The 15,351-nt window shown below is 63.8% G+C and carries 13 protein-coding genes; 9 read left to right on the top strand and 4 right to left on the bottom strand.

The features are described from left to right. Positions 1 to 172: 172 nt before the first annotated feature. Together BLU32_RS14920 and htpG are read left to right on the top strand one after the other, a co-directional pair. Positions 173 to 940 carry a glycerophosphodiester phosphodiesterase family protein gene (locus BLU32_RS14920; RefSeq protein WP_157727697.1) on the top strand — a complete coding sequence of 256 codons (768 nt, stop codon included), beginning with the start codon at positions 173 to 175 and terminating at the stop codon, positions 938 to 940. 115 nt (positions 941 to 1,055) lie between these two features. Further along, the gene (htpG, locus tag BLU32_RS14915) at positions 1,056 to 3,065 is read left to right on the top strand and encodes a molecular chaperone HtpG (RefSeq protein WP_093808228.1); all 2,010 of its coding nucleotides are present in this window, start codon (positions 1,056 to 1,058) and stop codon (positions 3,063 to 3,065) included. A 43-nt stretch (positions 3,066 to 3,108) separates the two neighbouring features. Here the strand turns inward: htpG and BLU32_RS14910 are convergent, their stop codons facing one another. Continuing rightward, positions 3,109 to 3,720, bottom strand: coding sequence for a LysE family translocator (locus tag BLU32_RS14910; RefSeq protein WP_093808226.1), 612 nt, complete (start codon positions 3,718 to 3,720; stop codon positions 3,109 to 3,111). Between the two features lie 304 nt (positions 3,721 to 4,024). Between BLU32_RS14910 and BLU32_RS14905 the strand changes: the two genes are divergently transcribed. From BLU32_RS14905 to BLU32_RS14875, 7 genes are all read left to right on the top strand, one after another. Continuing rightward, positions 4,025 to 4,930, top strand: a complete 906-nt coding sequence (locus tag BLU32_RS14905) for a LysR family transcriptional regulator (protein WP_093808224.1) — start codon at positions 4,025 to 4,027, stop codon at positions 4,928 to 4,930. Between the two features lie 89 nt (positions 4,931 to 5,019). Beyond that, complete coding sequence (locus BLU32_RS14900) at positions 5,020 to 5,865, top strand: putative hydro-lyase (RefSeq protein WP_093811097.1); 846 nt, start codon at positions 5,020 to 5,022, stop codon at positions 5,863 to 5,865. Positions 5,866 to 5,886: 21 nt separating this feature from the next. Then, positions 5,887 to 6,936, top strand: a complete 1,050-nt coding sequence (locus BLU32_RS14895) for a TRAP transporter substrate-binding protein (protein WP_093808222.1) — start codon at positions 5,887 to 5,889, stop codon at positions 6,934 to 6,936. 28 nt (positions 6,937 to 6,964) lie between these two features. Beyond that, the gene (locus BLU32_RS14890; protein WP_093808220.1) at positions 6,965 to 7,513 is read left to right on the top strand and encodes a TRAP transporter small permease subunit; all 549 of its coding nucleotides are present in this window, start codon (positions 6,965 to 6,967) and stop codon (positions 7,511 to 7,513) included. Continuing rightward, positions 7,510 to 8,790: a TRAP transporter large permease gene (locus BLU32_RS14885; RefSeq protein ID WP_093808218.1), complete on the top strand. Its 1,281-nt coding sequence runs from the start codon at positions 7,510 to 7,512 to the stop codon at positions 8,788 to 8,790. Before BLU32_RS14890 ends, BLU32_RS14885 begins: the two co-directional genes overlap by 4 nt. A 10-nt stretch (positions 8,791 to 8,800) precedes the next feature. Beyond that, the gene (locus BLU32_RS14880; RefSeq protein ID WP_197673616.1) at positions 8,801 to 9,472 is read left to right on the top strand and encodes a DUF2848 domain-containing protein; all 672 of its coding nucleotides are present in this window, start codon (positions 8,801 to 8,803) and stop codon (positions 9,470 to 9,472) included. Between the two features lie 48 nt (positions 9,473 to 9,520). Continuing rightward, a complete protein-coding gene (locus BLU32_RS14875; protein ID WP_093808216.1) occupies positions 9,521 to 10,801 on the top strand; it encodes an amidase family protein in 1,281 nt (426 codons plus the stop codon). A 22-nt stretch (positions 10,802 to 10,823) separates the two neighbouring features. Here BLU32_RS14875 and BLU32_RS14870 read toward each other — a convergent pair whose 3' ends face one another. From BLU32_RS14870 to BLU32_RS14860, 3 genes are all read right to left on the bottom strand, one after another. Next, positions 10,824 to 12,050, bottom strand: a complete 1,227-nt coding sequence (locus tag BLU32_RS14870) for a mandelate racemase/muconate lactonizing enzyme family protein (RefSeq protein WP_093808214.1) — start codon at positions 12,048 to 12,050, stop codon at positions 10,824 to 10,826. Between the two features lie 30 nt (positions 12,051 to 12,080). Further along, the gene (locus BLU32_RS14865) at positions 12,081 to 13,367 is read right to left on the bottom strand and encodes a UDP-N-acetylglucosamine 1-carboxyvinyltransferase (RefSeq protein ID WP_093808212.1); all 1,287 of its coding nucleotides are present in this window, start codon (positions 13,365 to 13,367) and stop codon (positions 12,081 to 12,083) included. Positions 13,368 to 13,539: 172 nt separating this feature from the next. Continuing rightward, entirely contained in the window at positions 13,540 to 15,231 is a 1,692-nt protein-coding gene (locus BLU32_RS14860) for a cyclic peptide export ABC transporter (RefSeq protein ID WP_157727696.1), read from the bottom strand. Positions 15,232 to 15,351: the final 120 nt, after the last annotated feature.

Raw genomic sequence — 15,351 nt, 5'->3', positions numbered from 1 at the left:
CTTGCCGCCCATTGTCAGCGATCCCCTTCATGCAGGGACCGCAACCGCCAGCCGATTGCAGCCGATCCGGACATTGGCGTCAATCTTTCCGCTTCGGATTGCACATCCCGCGCCTTGGTCATAGGACTTGGGCGACGGCCCGCGCGCCGGGCGCCAGCAGGATCATTGTTTCATGGCCGACGGTTTTTCCCCCGTCCACCCCTATCTGGCCGGCGAGGGCTTCGCCGCCCTTGCTCATCGCGGCGGCGGACTGGAGCAGCCGGAGAACAGTCGCGCGGCCTTCGCCGCCGTTGAGGCCATGGGCTACCGCTTCATCGAGATCGACGTACAGGCAAGCCGCGACGGGAAAGTCGTCGTCTTTCATGACGACCGGCTGGAGCGCACCACCGACGGTCGCGGTGTGGTCTCGGCGCAGAATATGCAGGCTCTCAAGGGCGTGCGGATTCAGGGCGGGGAGCCGCTCATGACCCTGGCCGAGGCGCTGGAGACCCATCCGTCCATGCGCTTCAACATCGACATCAAGACCGACCACGCGCTTGCGCCGACGCTGGACCTGCTGGAACGGATGAACTGTCTGGATCGGGTGTGCGTCGCGTCTTTTTCCGACGCGCGGTTGCGGGCCGCGCGGGCCCGGTTCGGCCAACGGGTCTGCCTCAGTTCCGGACCGCGCAGCGTCGCGGCGCTGCGGTTCGGCGCCTGGCGTGCGCCTATCGGCGTTCCCGATGTCGCCTGCGCGCAGATCCCGCTGTCGCAATACGGCGTGCCGCTGGCGACGCGGGCGTTCCTGCGCCACAGCAACCGCCACGGCATCGCCGTGCATGTGTGGACCATCGACGACGAGGCTGAGATGCGCCGGCTGATCCGGCTTGGCGTCGACGGCATCGTCACCGACCGGCCGTCCGTGCTCAAGCGTGTGGCGCAGGACGAACGCGTTTGGTGAGTGCCGACGGCGCTTGAAACGCCGCCTCGCTTCACCGATATCTGTGCCGCCGGAGCGGCACGCATGCCGCCCACCCAGATCGATCGAGACGTATCCAACAGGAGCCGTGAGCCTCATGACGACCGATACGACAGAAAAGACGGACGGCGCCGCCCCGCAGGCACATGCCTTTCAGGCCGAGGTGGCCCGTTTGCTGCACCTCATGGTGCATTCCGTTTATTCCAACAAGGACATTTTCCTGCGCGAACTGGTGTCCAACGCCGCCGATGCCTGCGAGCGCCTGCGCCACAGCGCGCTGACCGCGCCCGAACTGATCCGGGACGATCCCGATTTCGCGATCCGTCTGGAGGTCGATGCGGAGGCGAAACGTCTGGTGGTGTCCGACAATGGCATCGGCATGACCCGGGACGAGATGATCGCAAACCTCGGCACCATCGCCCGTTCCGGGACCCGCGCGTTCATGGACAAGCTCGGCGAGGCCAATGACGGCTCCGCGCTTATCGGCCAGTTCGGCGTCGGCTTCTATTCCGCCTTCATGGTCGCGGATCAGGTTGAGGTCGTGAGCCGGGCCGCCGGCAGCGAGGAGGCGTGGCGCTGGACCTCTGACGGCATGGGCGAGTTTACCGTCGAGCCGGTGGACCTGGCCGATGCGCCGGCGCGCGGTTCCCGCGTCGTCCTGCATCTGAAGGATGATGCGCTCGCCTATGCGCAAGCGGGCGAGGTGGAGCGGGTCGTGCGATCCTATTCGGCGCATGTGCCGGTCCCGATCCTGCTTCTGGATGTGCAGGCCAAGGCCGCAGAGGATGCAAAGGCGGATGAGGATCTCGACGATGCCACGGATGAGGATGTCAATGAGCAGCTTGGCAGGGCCCCGGCGGAGCGACAGCTCGCCGATGGTACGGCGCTTTGGACGAAGTCGAAATCCGAGGTGTCCGAGGAGGAATACAAGGAGTTTTACGGCCATGTCTCGGGCCAGTATGACGACCCGGCGCTGACGTTGCACTATCGTGCGGAAGGCCGGCACGAATATTCCGTGCTTGTGTTCCTGCCGTCGATGAAGCCCTTCGATCTTTTCGACCCCGACCGCAAGGGACGGGTGAAGCTCTACGTGCGGCGGGTGTTCATTGCCGATGATGTCGACCTTCTGCCGGCGTGGTTGCGGTTCGCGCGCGGCGTGATCGACAGTGCCGATCTTCCGCTCAATCTCTCGCGTGAGATGCTGCAACACAATCCGGTGCTGGAATCGATCCGCAAGGGCGTGACCAACCGGATCCTGAGCGAGTTGCAGAAGCTCTCGGAGAACGACCCCGAAACCTTCCTCAAGATCTGGGAAAACTTCGGCCCAGTCCTGAAGGAGGGGATCTACGAGGACTTCGAGCGCAAGGACAAGCTGTTGGCGCTCGCCCGTTTCCGGTCCAGCCGGGACAAGGGCGAGGGCTGGCGCACGCTCGCCGACTATGTCGCCGACATGAAGGAAAACCAGACGCAGATCTTCTACGCGACGGGGTCGAGCGTCGAGGCGATTGCGTCCAGTCCGCATCTGGAGGGGTTTCGCGCGCGCGGTGTAGAGGTGCTTTATCTCGCCGATCCGGTCGACGCCTTCTGGGTGCAGATGGCGCAGGGCTTCGAGGGCAAACCGTTCCAGTCGGTTACGCAAGGGGCCGCGGCGCTGGATGCAATCCCTGTCGATGACGACAAGGCCGAGGAAGCCGGAGCGAAAGACAAGGATGTCGAGGGTGCGGTCGATATCGGGCTGGTCACGGCGTTCTTGAAGGAAACGCTTGGGGAAAGCGTGTCCGATGTGCGCTCCTCTGCCCGGTTGTCGGAAAGCCCCGTGTGTCTTGTCGCGCCCGAACACGGCCCTGACCGGCAGCTGGAAAAGCTGATGGCACGCCAACAGGGAGGGGCGTCCGGCGCTTTTGCTCCGGTGCTTGAGTTCAATCCGTCTCATGCCCTGGTGGGCGGGATGTCCAAGCGTCTGTCAGCCGATGGAGACAAGGGTGAACTCGCCGACATGGCCTGGCTGCTGTTCGATCAGGCACGGATTCTGGACGGGGATGCCCCGAGCGATGCGGCGGCCTTCGCGCGCCGTCTTGGCGACGTGATGCGCAAGGGGCTCGTTTGATTTCTGTACTGCGAACGACCTTCGGCTGGCGCGGGTTCTCGCGTCAGCCGCCGAAAATCACCAGCAGCATCGAGACCACGAGCAACAGCGCCATCGCCACGTTGAACAGGCGGGCGTGAAGCGGGTCGCGCAGGAAGCGTTTGACCAGCGCCCCAAAGGCGAGCCAGGGCAGGCAGCCGAATGCGCCGGCCAGGATGAAGACGGTTGCAAGGGTCGTGGCCTGGGCGAGAACCGGCAAGTCGGGCTGCAGGAACGAGGTGATTGCTCCCGCCGCCACGATCCAGGCCTTCGGGTTGACCCATTGAAACAGCGCCGCGCCGAGGAAACTGCCGCGCCGGCCGAGGTCCGGTGCGGGTTCGTCGGCCTGTGCGACCGGTGCGGTCGCGATCTTCCAGGCAAGCCAGGCGAGGATCGCGAGGCCACCGTACCGGATCGTGTCGAGCACCGCGTCCATGGTGAAGATCGTCCGTCCGAGTCCGAAGGCCAGCAGGAAAACCATCGTGGCAAAGCCGAGGACGATCCCCAGGAGCACGGGCAGGCCCGCGCGAATGCCTCCGGCGCCGCCGACGGCGGTCAACAGGATGTTGTTCGGGCCGGGCGTTGCCGAAGCCACATAGGCGAAAGCGGCAAAACCGAAAAGCTGTTCGAATGACATGGCGTTAAGGCGCTTCTCTTGGGAGGCGATGCTGGAGGAAAGGCACGCGTTCGGCAGGTCGATCGGAGGAGGACGATGCGGACGCGCGCCACAGTGGCGAGGGCATCGTCCGTGAAGACTACCAGATAAGACGTTACTGACCGTGACAATCAAGCCTTGAAAATCGCTGGAGACGACCGTCCGGCAAGATGCACGCGGGTGTCCGGGACCGGTTGGGTGTTTCGCGTCCGCGTGACAGGGCGCTCCAATTGGCTAAGGTGCTTCCGCCACGACGTGGATCGAGGCACGCTGAAGGAGACCGGCGTTGTTTGAACTGAAAGATATCGAGATCCTGCAGGATATCGTGCGTGCCGGCGGGTTTCGGGCGGCGGCCCAGAAATACGGGCTGTCGCAATCGGCGATCTCCAATCGTGTTCTGGCGCTGGAAAAACGCCTCGGCATCCAGATCTTCGACCGGGCACGGCGGCAGGTACGGCTGACGCCGGTCGGACGGCGGTTTCTCGAGGAGGCGCATCGACTTGTGGCGGCGCGCGACCGACTGGTCCAGGAGATCACCCGACCCGGGGGCTTGAGCGGAACCGTGCGTATCGGCGTCGCGGAGACAATCGTTCACACGCTCTTGTCGGACTTGTTGGCACAATTGAAGAATGCGCACCCAAGGGTCCGGTTCGAGTTGTCGGTCGATACCTCGCGCCAGTTGAGTGCAGCGCTTGTGGATGATGAACTGGATGTCGCGATCCTGTTGCGTGAAAGTGTTCCGCGCGGGGCCGCCTCTGTCGCCCTCAAGCCGCTGAAGCTTGGGTGGTACGCGGCCTTGGGCATGACGTTGGCTCCTGACCCCCTCTCGCTTGCGGAACTGGCCAGCCATACCATCGTGACCTTTCCCAAAGCGACCCCGCCCTTTCGCGAACTGGAAGCCCTGTTGTCCGCGCCGGATCTTCCGGCCCTGGAATTGCACGGGTCGGCGTCGCTTTCCACCGTCATTCACCTTGTCTCGGACGGGTTCGGCATCGGTGTCCTGCCCGAGCGCATGGCGGAGGCGGAACCCTTCGGCAAGAGTATCAAGCCGCTTCCGGTTGTGGATGCCGCCAATCTTGCGAACTTGCGCTTCATGGTTGCCTACATGCCCGAGCGCAATGCGGAGCTGGGAAATGCGGTCGCCTCCATCGCGATGACCTGTGATCAGAATGATCATATTAAGAGATCGTAAGAAACTTTCGCTGATAACTTGACAAGATCAATTCTCGCCGCGATCCTTCACTTGTCTTAACTAGGGAGGGTAAGTGGACCGTGTCGGGCATCGCCAAAACACAATCCCACGCGGCGAGCGACCTTCGCTCGCTTTCTCCGGCGGACTTGCGCCGCGCCATTCGCGCAGGTGACTTCCGCGATCCGACCGCCGGATGTGCGGCCGGTAGCCTCCAGGGAAATCTTGCGATCCTACCAAGCGCTCTTGCGGATGATTTTCTGCGCTACTGCCTGCGCAATCCCAAGCCCTGTCCTGTCATCGGCCTCTCGGAACCTGGCGATCCGACGATTCCAGCTCTTGGCCGCGATCTCGACATTCGCACCGATATCGGCGCCTATCGGATCTTCGAGGGCGGGTCCGATGGCTATCGCTCCGTCGCGGATCTCGGTCCGATCTGGCGTGACGATCTTGTCTCTTTCGTGCTTGGGTGTTCGTTCTCGTTCGAGGCGGCGATCCTGCGTGCGGGCATTGCGTTGCCGCACATCGCCAATAGGTGCAATGTGGCAATGTATGTCACGTCGCTGATGACGCAGCCGTCCGGACCGTTTTCCGGTCCGATGGTCGTGTCGATGCGCGCCTTTCGGGCCGCCGACGCGATTCAGGCGGTGCTTCTGTCGGATCGCTACCGTCTTGCGCATGGTGCGCCCGTGCATATCGGAGATCCGGCCGAAATCGGCATCGCGGATCTTTCAAAGCCCGACTTCGGTGATGCGCCGATGCTTCAGCCGGATGAAATTCCGGTGTTCTGGGCTTGCGGCGTGACCCCGCAAATGGCGATCCGCACGGCCCGACCCGATATCGCGATCACCCACGAACCGGGCCATATGCTGGTTACCGATCTTTCCGCGGATGCAGCCGAGTTTTCCCTTGGCAGCGCCCGCCAGCTGTCGACCTGAAAAAACCAGAGGAGAGTTGACATGAAACGTGCTCTTACCCGAATTGCGGCCGCATCGGCCGTATCCCTGCTGGCGCTTGCGCCTGTTGTTGCCGAGGAGATTTCGGTCGTTGGCAGCTGGAGCGGCCTGCCGCTGCACAAGCAGTTCGAGGCGCCGTTCTGGACAAAGACACTTCCCGAGGCATCCGGCGGCGATATCACCGTCCAGCTTACCACGCATGATCAGATGGGCATCAAGGGCGGCGACGTGTTCCGCATGCTCGGCGATGGCGTTTTCGACGTCGGCATGACGGTCGCCGACTATGCCGTCGGCGATGCGCCGGAACTCGAGGGGCTCGATGTTCCGCTTGTCGCGACGACGCCTGAACAGGCAGAGGCGATGGTTGAAGCCGCTCGCCCGATGGTGGAAGAGATCTTCGCCAACCGCTTCAACGCCAAGCTGCTCGCGATCGCGCCCTATCCGCCGCAGGTCGTCTTTTGCAAGGGCGACCTGTCCTCTCTTGCCGATCTGGAAGGCAAGAAGATCCGCGGGTCCGGCCGTATGACCACGAAATTCCTGGAAGCGCTGGGCGCGGAAGGCGTCAACGTCGGGTTTTCGGAAGTGCCGGGTGCGCTTGAGCGCGGCGTGATCGACTGCGCCGTGACCGGGTCGGGTTCGGGTTATTCCGCCGGCTGGTGGGAAGTCACCGATACGCTGATGACGTTGCCGCTTGGCGGCTGGGACTCCGTCGTGACGGCGATGAACATGGATCGCTGGAACAGCCTGTCGGACGAAACCAAGATCCTCATCCAGGAGCAGATCACGACGAAATTCGAGGCTCCGGCCTGGGACCTTGCCACGGGTTCGCTTGAAACCGACATTGCCTGCCTGACCGGCAAGGGCGAATGCTCCGCCGGCGACTCCGCATCGCTGAAGCTCGTCGAGCCGAGCGAGGCCGACATCGCCAAGGCGCGGGCCATCCTCACCGATACGGTTCTTCCAGAGTGGGCCGAGCGTGCCGGCGACGACTGGGCCAAGCGCTGGAACGAGAGCGTCGGCGAAGTCGTCGGTGTTTCGATCCCGCTAAAGTGATGTGACAGAACCCGGCGGAGATCGAGACATGATCGACGGAATTGCCACGGCCTTGCGCCGTATCAACAAGATGATCGCGCTGGTCCTTGGGATGGTGCTTCTCATCACCGCCGGGTTCGTCATTGTCGACATTACCTTGCGCCAGTTCGCGCGCTCGCTTGGCGGGTCGGATGAGATTTCCGGCTATGTCATGGCCGGCGTGGCGAGCTGGGGCCTGTCCTACGCACTCACCGAGCTGGCGCATGTGCGCATCGACCTGATCCGTCACAAGCTTCATGCCGGCGGCAAGGCGCTGATGGATCTCTTCGCGATCACCGTTCTGGCCGCGACTGTCAGCGTGATTGCCTTTCATGCCTGGCCGGTCCTGGAAAAATCCATCGTCAGCAGTTCACGCGCCAATACGCCCTTGGAAACGCCCTTGTGGATCCCGCAGGTCGTGTGGTTCTCGGGCTGGGTCTGGTTCGCGATCTCGGCCTGTGTGCTGGTGGCGCTGACCTGCGCGCTCCTGCTGCGTCGTGACCTTGCCAAGGCGGAAAGCCTGGTAGGCCCCGGTACGGAAGTGGAGACCGAGCGATGATCTGGAGCGTCGCTGTCGCGCTGCTTGGGCTCTTGTCCCTCTCCATTCCCGTCGGCATCGTGCTGTTTTTACTCGGGTTCGGCATTGACCAGTTCTTTTCCCCGTTTCCGCTCATGCGCGGCCTGGGGCAGGTGGTCTGGTCGGCGTCCAATCACGCCACGCTGATCGCCATTCCCTTCTTCGTGCTCTTGGGCGAGATCCTGGTGCGTGGTGGGGTCGCAGAAAAAACCTATGCTTCGCTCGACAAGTGGTTTTCCTGGCTTCCGGGCGGGCTGATCCACGCCAATATTGGCACGGCGACAATGTTTTCGGCTACATCCGGGTCGTCGGTCGCCACGGCCGCCACGGTCGCGACGGTCGCCATGCCGCAGGCCGAACGGCTCGGCTACGATCCGCGTCTGTTCTCCGGGGCGATTGCCGCCGGCGGCACGCTCGGCATTTTGATCCCACCCTCGATCAACCTGATCGTCTATGGTTTCCTGACCCAGACCTCGATCCCGCGGCTCTTCCTGGCGGGACTTTTGCCGGGGCTGATGATGGCTCTCGCCTTCGTCGTGATCACGGCCATCCTGTGCAAGATCAAGCCGTCGCTCGGCGGGGAAAGCCGCAGCTTCGGCTGGGGCGAGCGCTTCGCCAGCCTGCTGCAGCTCATTCCGATCATAATCCTGTTCACAGTGGTGATCGGGACGATCTATGCCGGCTGGGCGACGCCGACGGAATCGGCTGCCGTGGGCGTTGCGATCGCGCTGGCCATCGCCGCTGCGAACGGCGGCGTTTCGGTCCGGATGATGCGCGACAGCCTGCTTGGCACAATCGGCATTACCGCGATGATCATGCTGGTGATCACCGGGGCCTACTTCCTCAATTTCACGCTGGCGTCTGCGGGCCTTGGGCGTGAGTTGCAGGCCATGCTCACGGGCCTGGACCTGCCGCCGGTCGGCACGCTGCTGGTCGTGATCCTGCTCTATATCGTGCTCGGTTTCTTCATCGAGACGCTGTCTTTGATGGTGGCGACCATTCCCATCGTCGTGCCGGTCGTGGTCGGGCTTGGCTATGATCCGGTGTGGTTCGGCATCCTGATGATCGTTCTGGTGGAAATGGCGCTGATCACGCCGCCGGTGGGATTGAACCTCTATGTCGTGCAGGGCGCGCGCAAGTCGGGAAACCTGTCGGAGGTGATGGTCGGCACCATTCCCTATGTTCTGGTGATGCTGGCAATGGTCGCGTTGCTCGTCCTTGTGCCGGATGTCGCCCTGTTTCTTCCAAACAGTCTCTAAAGGATCTGATATGGATTTCTTTCTCGACGATGGCGTGATGGCCATCGACGTTCGCGACCTCACCGTTGCCGGCTGGACCGGCCGCGATCCCGAGGCCATCCGTCATCACATCGACGAACTGGCAGAACTGGGTGTCGTCCCGCCCTCTGCCGTGCCGCTTTATTATCGCTGCGCGGCCGACCAGTTGACCCAGGCGAGCGAAATCGAGGTCGTGGGTGAGGGCACGTCAGGTGAGGTCGAGCCTTTCGTGGTGTCCCATGCGGGGGACTATTATCTCGGGCTCGCCTCCGATCACACCGACCGCGAGCTTGAAGCGCATTCGGTTGCTCTCTCCAAGCAGATTTGCGCCAAGCCCGTCGCGCGCGACCTGTGGCGGCTTTCCGATGTGGCCAACCGGCTGGAAAGTCTTGAACTGCGTTCGTGGATCCAGCAAACGCCGGAGGCCGAGTGGACGCTTTATCAGGAGGGAACGATTGCCTCGATCCGTCCGCTACAGGAACTGATCGCCGGAGCCGGGCTGGCATCGCCGGGCCGGGGCGCCGCGGCCGTCCTGTGCGGAACCTTCGGCGCAATCGGCGGCGTGCGTCCTGCTGCAGCCTTCCGGATGGAGTTGCGCGACCCCGAGCTTGATCGAACCATCGCGCACCGCTACCAGATCAGGACACTGCCGATCGTCGCGTGATCGGCGTTTCGTTTGACGAGGGCGCGCGAGCGCCTGACCGGAGGGCATATGGGAGAGACTGTCAAAAAGGCCGAAGCCGCGATTGCGCGGGTGGAGGCCATGGGCGAGGCGGCGGGCAAGCTGTTCACGCAGTTCGACCCGGAACGGATCCGCAAGGATGCAGAGGTTGCCGAGGCCCGCATTGCCGCGGCCGACCGCCCCTTGCCGCTCTCCGGCCTTCTGGTCAGCGTCAAGGATCTCTACGACGAAGCCGGTCAACGCAGTACCGCGGCTTCGCGTCTTTTGCGCGAGCGTGCTCCGGCGACCGTCGATTGTCCGGTCATCCAGCGTATCAAGGCGGCAGGTGCCGTGCCCTTCGGCCGCACGACAATGAGCGAGCTGGCCTATTCCGGTGTCGGTCTCAATCCGCACTATGGCACGCCGGCCAATGTCTTCGATGCCGAGGGCATTCCCGGCGGATCCACATCCGGTGGCGCCGTGACGGTGGGGCTCGGCCTTGCCGACGTCGCGCTCGGGACGGACACCGGCGGCTCCGTGCGCATTCCCGCAGCGATCAACGGGCTTTACGGCCACAAGCCGAGCCAGGATGCGGTGCCGCTTCAGGGCGTGCATCCGTTGGCGGGTTCCTTCGATTCCTGCGGTCCTCTGGCGCGCGATTTCGAGACGATGCTTGCCGCTTTCGCGGTGATGAGCGACACCCCGGCCGAGGCGGTCGAAGCGCCCTCTGGAGCGTTGCGGCTTGCGGTGCCCAAAGGCGCCTTCACCAACGATCTCGATGCCTGGTCGAGCGGCCACTTCGAGGCGGCGAAGGCGCGTCTTGAGGAAAGCGGCCACACGCTTGTTGATCTGGACCTGACATTCCTTCACGAGGCGCTCGGGCTCAACCGTCTGCTTGTTTCAGCGGAGGCGCATGAGGTCTATCAAAACGACCTGGACCAGTTGGCGGTCATCGGCGATCCGCGTGTGCTTGCGCGCATCAAGATCAGCGAGACCGCGACTGCCGAAGAGATTGCCGAGGCCTATGCGCAGCGGCGCGCCGTGATCTCGCGCCTTGCCGAGGCGCTGTCCGGCTTCGAGGCGCTGATCGCGCCGACCCTGCAGATCCAGCCGCCGTCGATCCGCGAGGCCGAAGCGGAGTTCGACCGGGTCAATGCCGCGATGCTGCGCAACACCTCGTTGCTCAATCTGGCCGATGCCTGCGCCATGACCATGCCGACACGCACGACCGGGACGGGGCGTCCCGGCGCGCTGATGATCGGTGGCGCCAAGGGCCAGGATACCCGCGTACTCAGCGTCGGTGCCCGCCTTGATCGCGATCTGAACGGCTGATGCCGTCCGGCGTGCCGCCCCTTCAAGGCTGCGGCACGCCGAAGCGGGCGTCGCGCGTGGGATCGACCGGCGTTTGCGCCATGTCGAGATGCAGCCCGTGGCCCTCGTATGGGTGGGCACGGGCAACGTTTTCATCGAGCTCGACCCCGAGCCCGGGCGCCGTTGGCGTCATCACGTAGCCGTTTTCCCAGGCAATCGGCGTCTCGAGCAGTCTTGCATGGAAACCGTCGAACGTGCCGATGCTTTCCAGGATCAGGAAATTGGGCGAGCACGCCGCCAACTGGATATTGGCCGCGGCCACGATCGGCCCGCAATAGAGGTGCGGGGCGATCTGGGCGTGGAAGGCTTCCGCCATGCCGGCGATCTTTTTCGCTTCCAACAGACCGCCGACCCGGCCGAGATTCATCTGCAGGATGGAGGCCGCTCCGCTCGTCAGCACTCGGGAAAACTCCCACTTGGTGCAAAGCCGCTCTCCCGCCGCAACCGGTATCGACGTTCCGCGCGCCACCTTTGCCATTTCCTCTGGCGCATCCGGTGGCACGGGTTCCTCGAACCAAAGCGGGTCATAGGCCTCCAGTCGTCGCGCCAGACGCAGCGCGCCGGACGCGGTGAACTGTCCGTGTGTGCCGAACAGGAGATCTGCTTTCGCACCGACGGCCTCGCGGATCTTGCGGCAGAAGGCGTCGCAGCGCTCAAGCGTTTCCAGGTCGGGCTGGCGTCCGTCGTACACGGAATAGGGGCCGGCGGGATCGAACTTCACGGCCGTGAAGCCCTGCGCGACATAGCGCTCCGCCGTCTCCGCCGCCCGATCCGCATCCAGGTAGAAGGTTGCCGGATCGTCGTCCCGCGCTGGATAGAGATAGGTGTAGCTGCGCAGCCGCTCATGAACCTGGCCGCCGAGCAGCGCATGCACGGGCTTGTCGAGTGCCTTGCCGACAATGTCCCACATCGCCATTTCGAGACCGGACACCACACCCGCCATCGACGGATCGGGGCGCTGCGAGAAACCCGAGCCATAGGCGCGCCGAAGAAAGGCCTCGCTGCGGAAGGGGTCGGTGCCGTCGAGATAGCGGGCGAAGACATCGCGCGCCATCTGCTCCACGACAAACGGCGAGAAGGCTGCCGCATAGATCTCGCCGTAGCCGACGATGCCGCAGGCCGTCGTCAGCTTGACGAAGACGAAGTAGCGCCCGCCGAAGCCGGGTGGCGGATTGCCGACGACGAAGGTCTCGAGTGCGGCAAGTTTCATCCGGAGCTCCTGCAGCTTGTGGGCGCGCTGTCAGGTCCAGCGGACCCTGGCGCCCAGCTCCGTCAGCTTTTCAACGAAACGCGGATGGGCGCGGCGGATCGGATCGGCGTTCTTGATCAGAGACTGGCCTTCCACCTGGATCGCGGCCAGGAACAGACCGAGCACCACGCGAATGATATAGGGCGCTTCCACGACCGCCGGGCGAAGCGAATTTCCGCCAAAGACGATCAGCCGGTGCGGGTCGGACAAATGCACCCGCGCTCCGAACTTGGCAAGCTCCGAACTCCAGCCGAGCGCGCCCTCATAGATCTTGTTCCAGAACATGATCTCCGATGTGCAGCCGACCGCGACGCCGATTGCCTGGGGCAACAGGTCGGCGGGAAAATACGGCCACGGCGCGGCCTCGATCTTGGGAAGCATCTCGCGGGTGTAGGGGCGTTGCACCTCTCGCGTCCAGCCGGTCACGGTGATCGCGTCGTCCTTCACCTCGAACTGCAGGCCGAGCTTCGAGAACTGGCGCAGGATCAGCGTCATGTGCTCGGTCACATCCGTCTTGACCGTCAGTCGGCCACCGGTGACGCCGCCAATCGCCAGAAAGGTCGCGACCTCGTGATGATCGTCGGGGACGCGGGCGCGGGTGCCCGCGAGCTTCTCCACACCGGTGATCGTCAGCCGCGAGGTGCCAAGACCGTCGAAGCGCGCTCCCATGTCGGTGAGCATCCGGCACAGCGCCTGCACATGCGGCTCGGAGGCCGCGTTCATCAGAACGGAACTGCCCCTGGCGGTCGCCGCCATCATGGCGAAGGTCTCGGTCGCCGTCACCGAGGCATAGTCGGCCCAGATTTCCTGACCTTCCAGCGTGCCGTCGCGGCGAATGTCATAGGGCTGGGTGGCGACGATTCGGCTGCCAAACTGTTCGAGAATTTCCAGGTGCGGATCGATTTCCCGCATGCCGAGGGCGCAGCCCTTCGCATCCGTATCGAAGCGCAAGGTGCCGGTGCGCACCATCACAGGCGCCAGCAGCAGCACGGCGGAACGGATGCCGAGGGGAAGTTCCGCCTTGGCGTCGCGAAAGGCTTCGAAGTCATGCCGAATGGTCAGCGTTGCGCCGTCGTCTGCGCGCGCAACCGTGGAGCCCATCCGTTCGAAATAGGCGAGGATCTTTTCGACATCGCTGATTTCGGGAACGTTTTCCAGCGTCACCGGCTCGTCGGTCAACAGCGTCGCGCACAGCATGGGAAGGACGGCGTTCTTGTTTCCCGACGGGGTCACCGTGCCGGAAATCGGATGTCCGCCGTCGACGAAAAGATCGGCCATGTGACGCGTGCCTCCAGAAGGTGCCGTTTTCGCCGCGTCCGGGACGGGCGCTCAGGTGTGTTGCCGTTTCCTACTGGAGATTGAGGCCGACGGCAAACGGCAGATGTCGGGCGCCTTTGTGGCAAGGGAGAGATGCAACGGCAGACGCGGACGCGCGCTGGCGCCATCGCTCTCACATCACCTTGAGCGCTCCGCCGTTCAACCGTTCATCCGAGACGATCTGCCCGGCTTCCATCCGGATCAGCCGGTCACATTGTGTGAAGCGGTGTTCGTCGTGGGTCACGGCGAGAACGAGGTGGCCGTCCCGCGCCATCTGCGGCACCAGCACGTCGTAGAACAGCGCGCGGCGGACCGGATCCTGGTCGGCGGCAAACTCGTCGAGCACGATGATCGGACGCTTCTCGGCGAGCGCGACGGACAGTGCCAGCCGCCGTTTCTGTCCGGTGGACAGCGCCAGCGTGGAGAAGCTTTCCTCGGTGACGGACACCCGGTGGGCGAGATCGAGATCGGCGAGATGGCGAGGGATGTCGGCCCGCTCGTCCTCGCTCAGGCCATAGAGGCGCGAGAACAGGTGAAACTCGCTGAAGACGGCACTGAACAGGCCGCGGTAGCGGATGAGATCCACGTCCTTGACCACCTGGCCATCCAGCAGGATTTCGCCGGCGTCCGGCCGGCGCAAGCCGGTCAGCAGCGAAATCAGCGTCGACTTGCCCGCCCCATTGCCACCGCAGATGAAGACCACTTCGCCGGGCACGAAGGTGAGGTCGAGCGGACCGACAGTAAAGCTCTCGTCGTCGCCGGCCGCACTGGTGCTCGTCAGCACGGTGGTCGCGCCTCTCAACTCGATGCTGCGGAACGAGGGGGTATCGTCTGGCCTTTCGGGGGTGACACCGTCTTCGGTTTCCTTGATGAGGTCGCGTTCCAGCCCGTCGATCAGCCTCTTGGCGACAGTGGCGCGCGAAAAGGAGGAGAGATTTCCCATCACCGTCTCGATCGGTCCGTAGGTGAGCAGCACGACGGTCAGGATCTGAAGCACGGTCGCGGTTTCAGTGCCGGCCAGAAGCGGCAGGCCGACGACGATGGCGCAGAGGAGTCCCATCATCGCGCCCTGCGCGAAAACCTGTCCGAAGCTGTAATAGCGTTCCGCGACAAGCTTCAAGGCGCGCTCGCGCAAGGAGATTTCGACGATGTCGCTCTGGAGATCGTCCTTGCGTGCCTCGCGCAGCCGCAGTTCCTTGTAGCCGCGCAGGACATCATTGATCCGGTCGAAGAATTGCCATTCGATGCGTGACGCGGCTTCCGCACTTGCCTGCGCAGGTCCCTGGGCGAGAAGATAGCCGAACCCGCCGATGACAACGGCTGTGAGCGTTGCCGCGCCGCTCGGCCACGACAGATAGAAGAGATAGGGAATGCAGAAGGCAATGAGCAGGCAGGCCTCGAGCGACTCGATGAAATTGGTGGAGGCATGCGAGATCTCGTTCACCTCATGGGTGACAATGGAGTAGACCTTGCCCTGGTCGCGGCCCGCCAGATAGCTCGCCCGCGCATCCAGCAGCCGCCGGCTCAGCCGCGTGCGCAGCCGTCGTTTGGTGGTCTCCACGAGCTTGAAGGAATTGACCCGCGCCATATGCGAGAACGTCAGCGTCGACAGGACCGTTGCTGCAAGAAGCGTGACATTGCCCGCGGCGATCGCCGCGCCCCCCGCGATCGCATTGATCGCATAGATCATTCCGGAGCGGGTGAAGCTTGCCATGATCGCATAGGCCAACACCGGCGAGCGCAGCAGATTGCCGTCCCGGATCAGGAAGGAAAACAGCAGGAAAAGACTCCCTGCTGCCGATTTCGTGTCCTGCGCACCGCTCACGCGCTGCCCCCTTGCTCTGTTCCGCCCGTCGGAAACCGTTGGCTTGTTTCTGGCGTCCCACGCGTGCGCTGCCTGTCGGCGGTATGTTGCGCGGGCCGGCGCCATATTGCCAGTTCCACG

The organism is Stappia sp. ES.058 (assembly GCF_900105595.1).
Classification (GTDB): domain Bacteria; phylum Pseudomonadota; class Alphaproteobacteria; order Rhizobiales; family Stappiaceae; genus Stappia.
The sequence above is the reverse complement of the archived record's forward strand: the minus strand, read 5'-3'. Positions and strand labels throughout refer to the sequence as shown.

What these genes read in the sequence shown, in the direction of transcription:
- htpG (WP_093808228.1), top strand. Translation starts at nt 1,056, where the DNA reads ATGACGACCGATACGACAGAAAAGACGGACGGCGCCGCCCCGCAGGCA.
- BLU32_RS14870 (WP_093808214.1), bottom strand. Translation starts at nt 12,050, where the DNA reads ATGAAACTTGCCGCACTCGAGACCTTCGTCGTCGGCAATCCGCCACCC.
- BLU32_RS14875 (WP_093808216.1), top strand. Translation starts at nt 9,521, where the DNA reads ATGGGAGAGACTGTCAAAAAGGCCGAAGCCGCGATTGCGCGGGTGGAG.
- BLU32_RS14920 (WP_157727697.1), top strand. Translation starts at nt 173, where the DNA reads ATGGCCGACGGTTTTTCCCCCGTCCACCCCTATCTGGCCGGCGAGGGC.
- BLU32_RS14885 (WP_093808218.1), top strand. Translation starts at nt 7,510, where the DNA reads ATGATCTGGAGCGTCGCTGTCGCGCTGCTTGGGCTCTTGTCCCTCTCC.
- BLU32_RS14890 (WP_093808220.1), top strand. Translation starts at nt 6,965, where the DNA reads ATGATCGACGGAATTGCCACGGCCTTGCGCCGTATCAACAAGATGATC.
- BLU32_RS14880 (WP_197673616.1), top strand. Translation starts at nt 8,801, where the DNA reads ATGGATTTCTTTCTCGACGATGGCGTGATGGCCATCGACGTTCGCGAC.
- BLU32_RS14895 (WP_093808222.1), top strand. Translation starts at nt 5,887, where the DNA reads ATGAAACGTGCTCTTACCCGAATTGCGGCCGCATCGGCCGTATCCCTG.
- BLU32_RS14865 (WP_093808212.1), bottom strand. Translation starts at nt 13,367, where the DNA reads ATGGCCGATCTTTTCGTCGACGGCGGACATCCGATTTCCGGCACGGTG.
- BLU32_RS14910 (WP_093808226.1), bottom strand. Translation starts at nt 3,720, where the DNA reads ATGTCATTCGAACAGCTTTTCGGTTTTGCCGCTTTCGCCTATGTGGCT.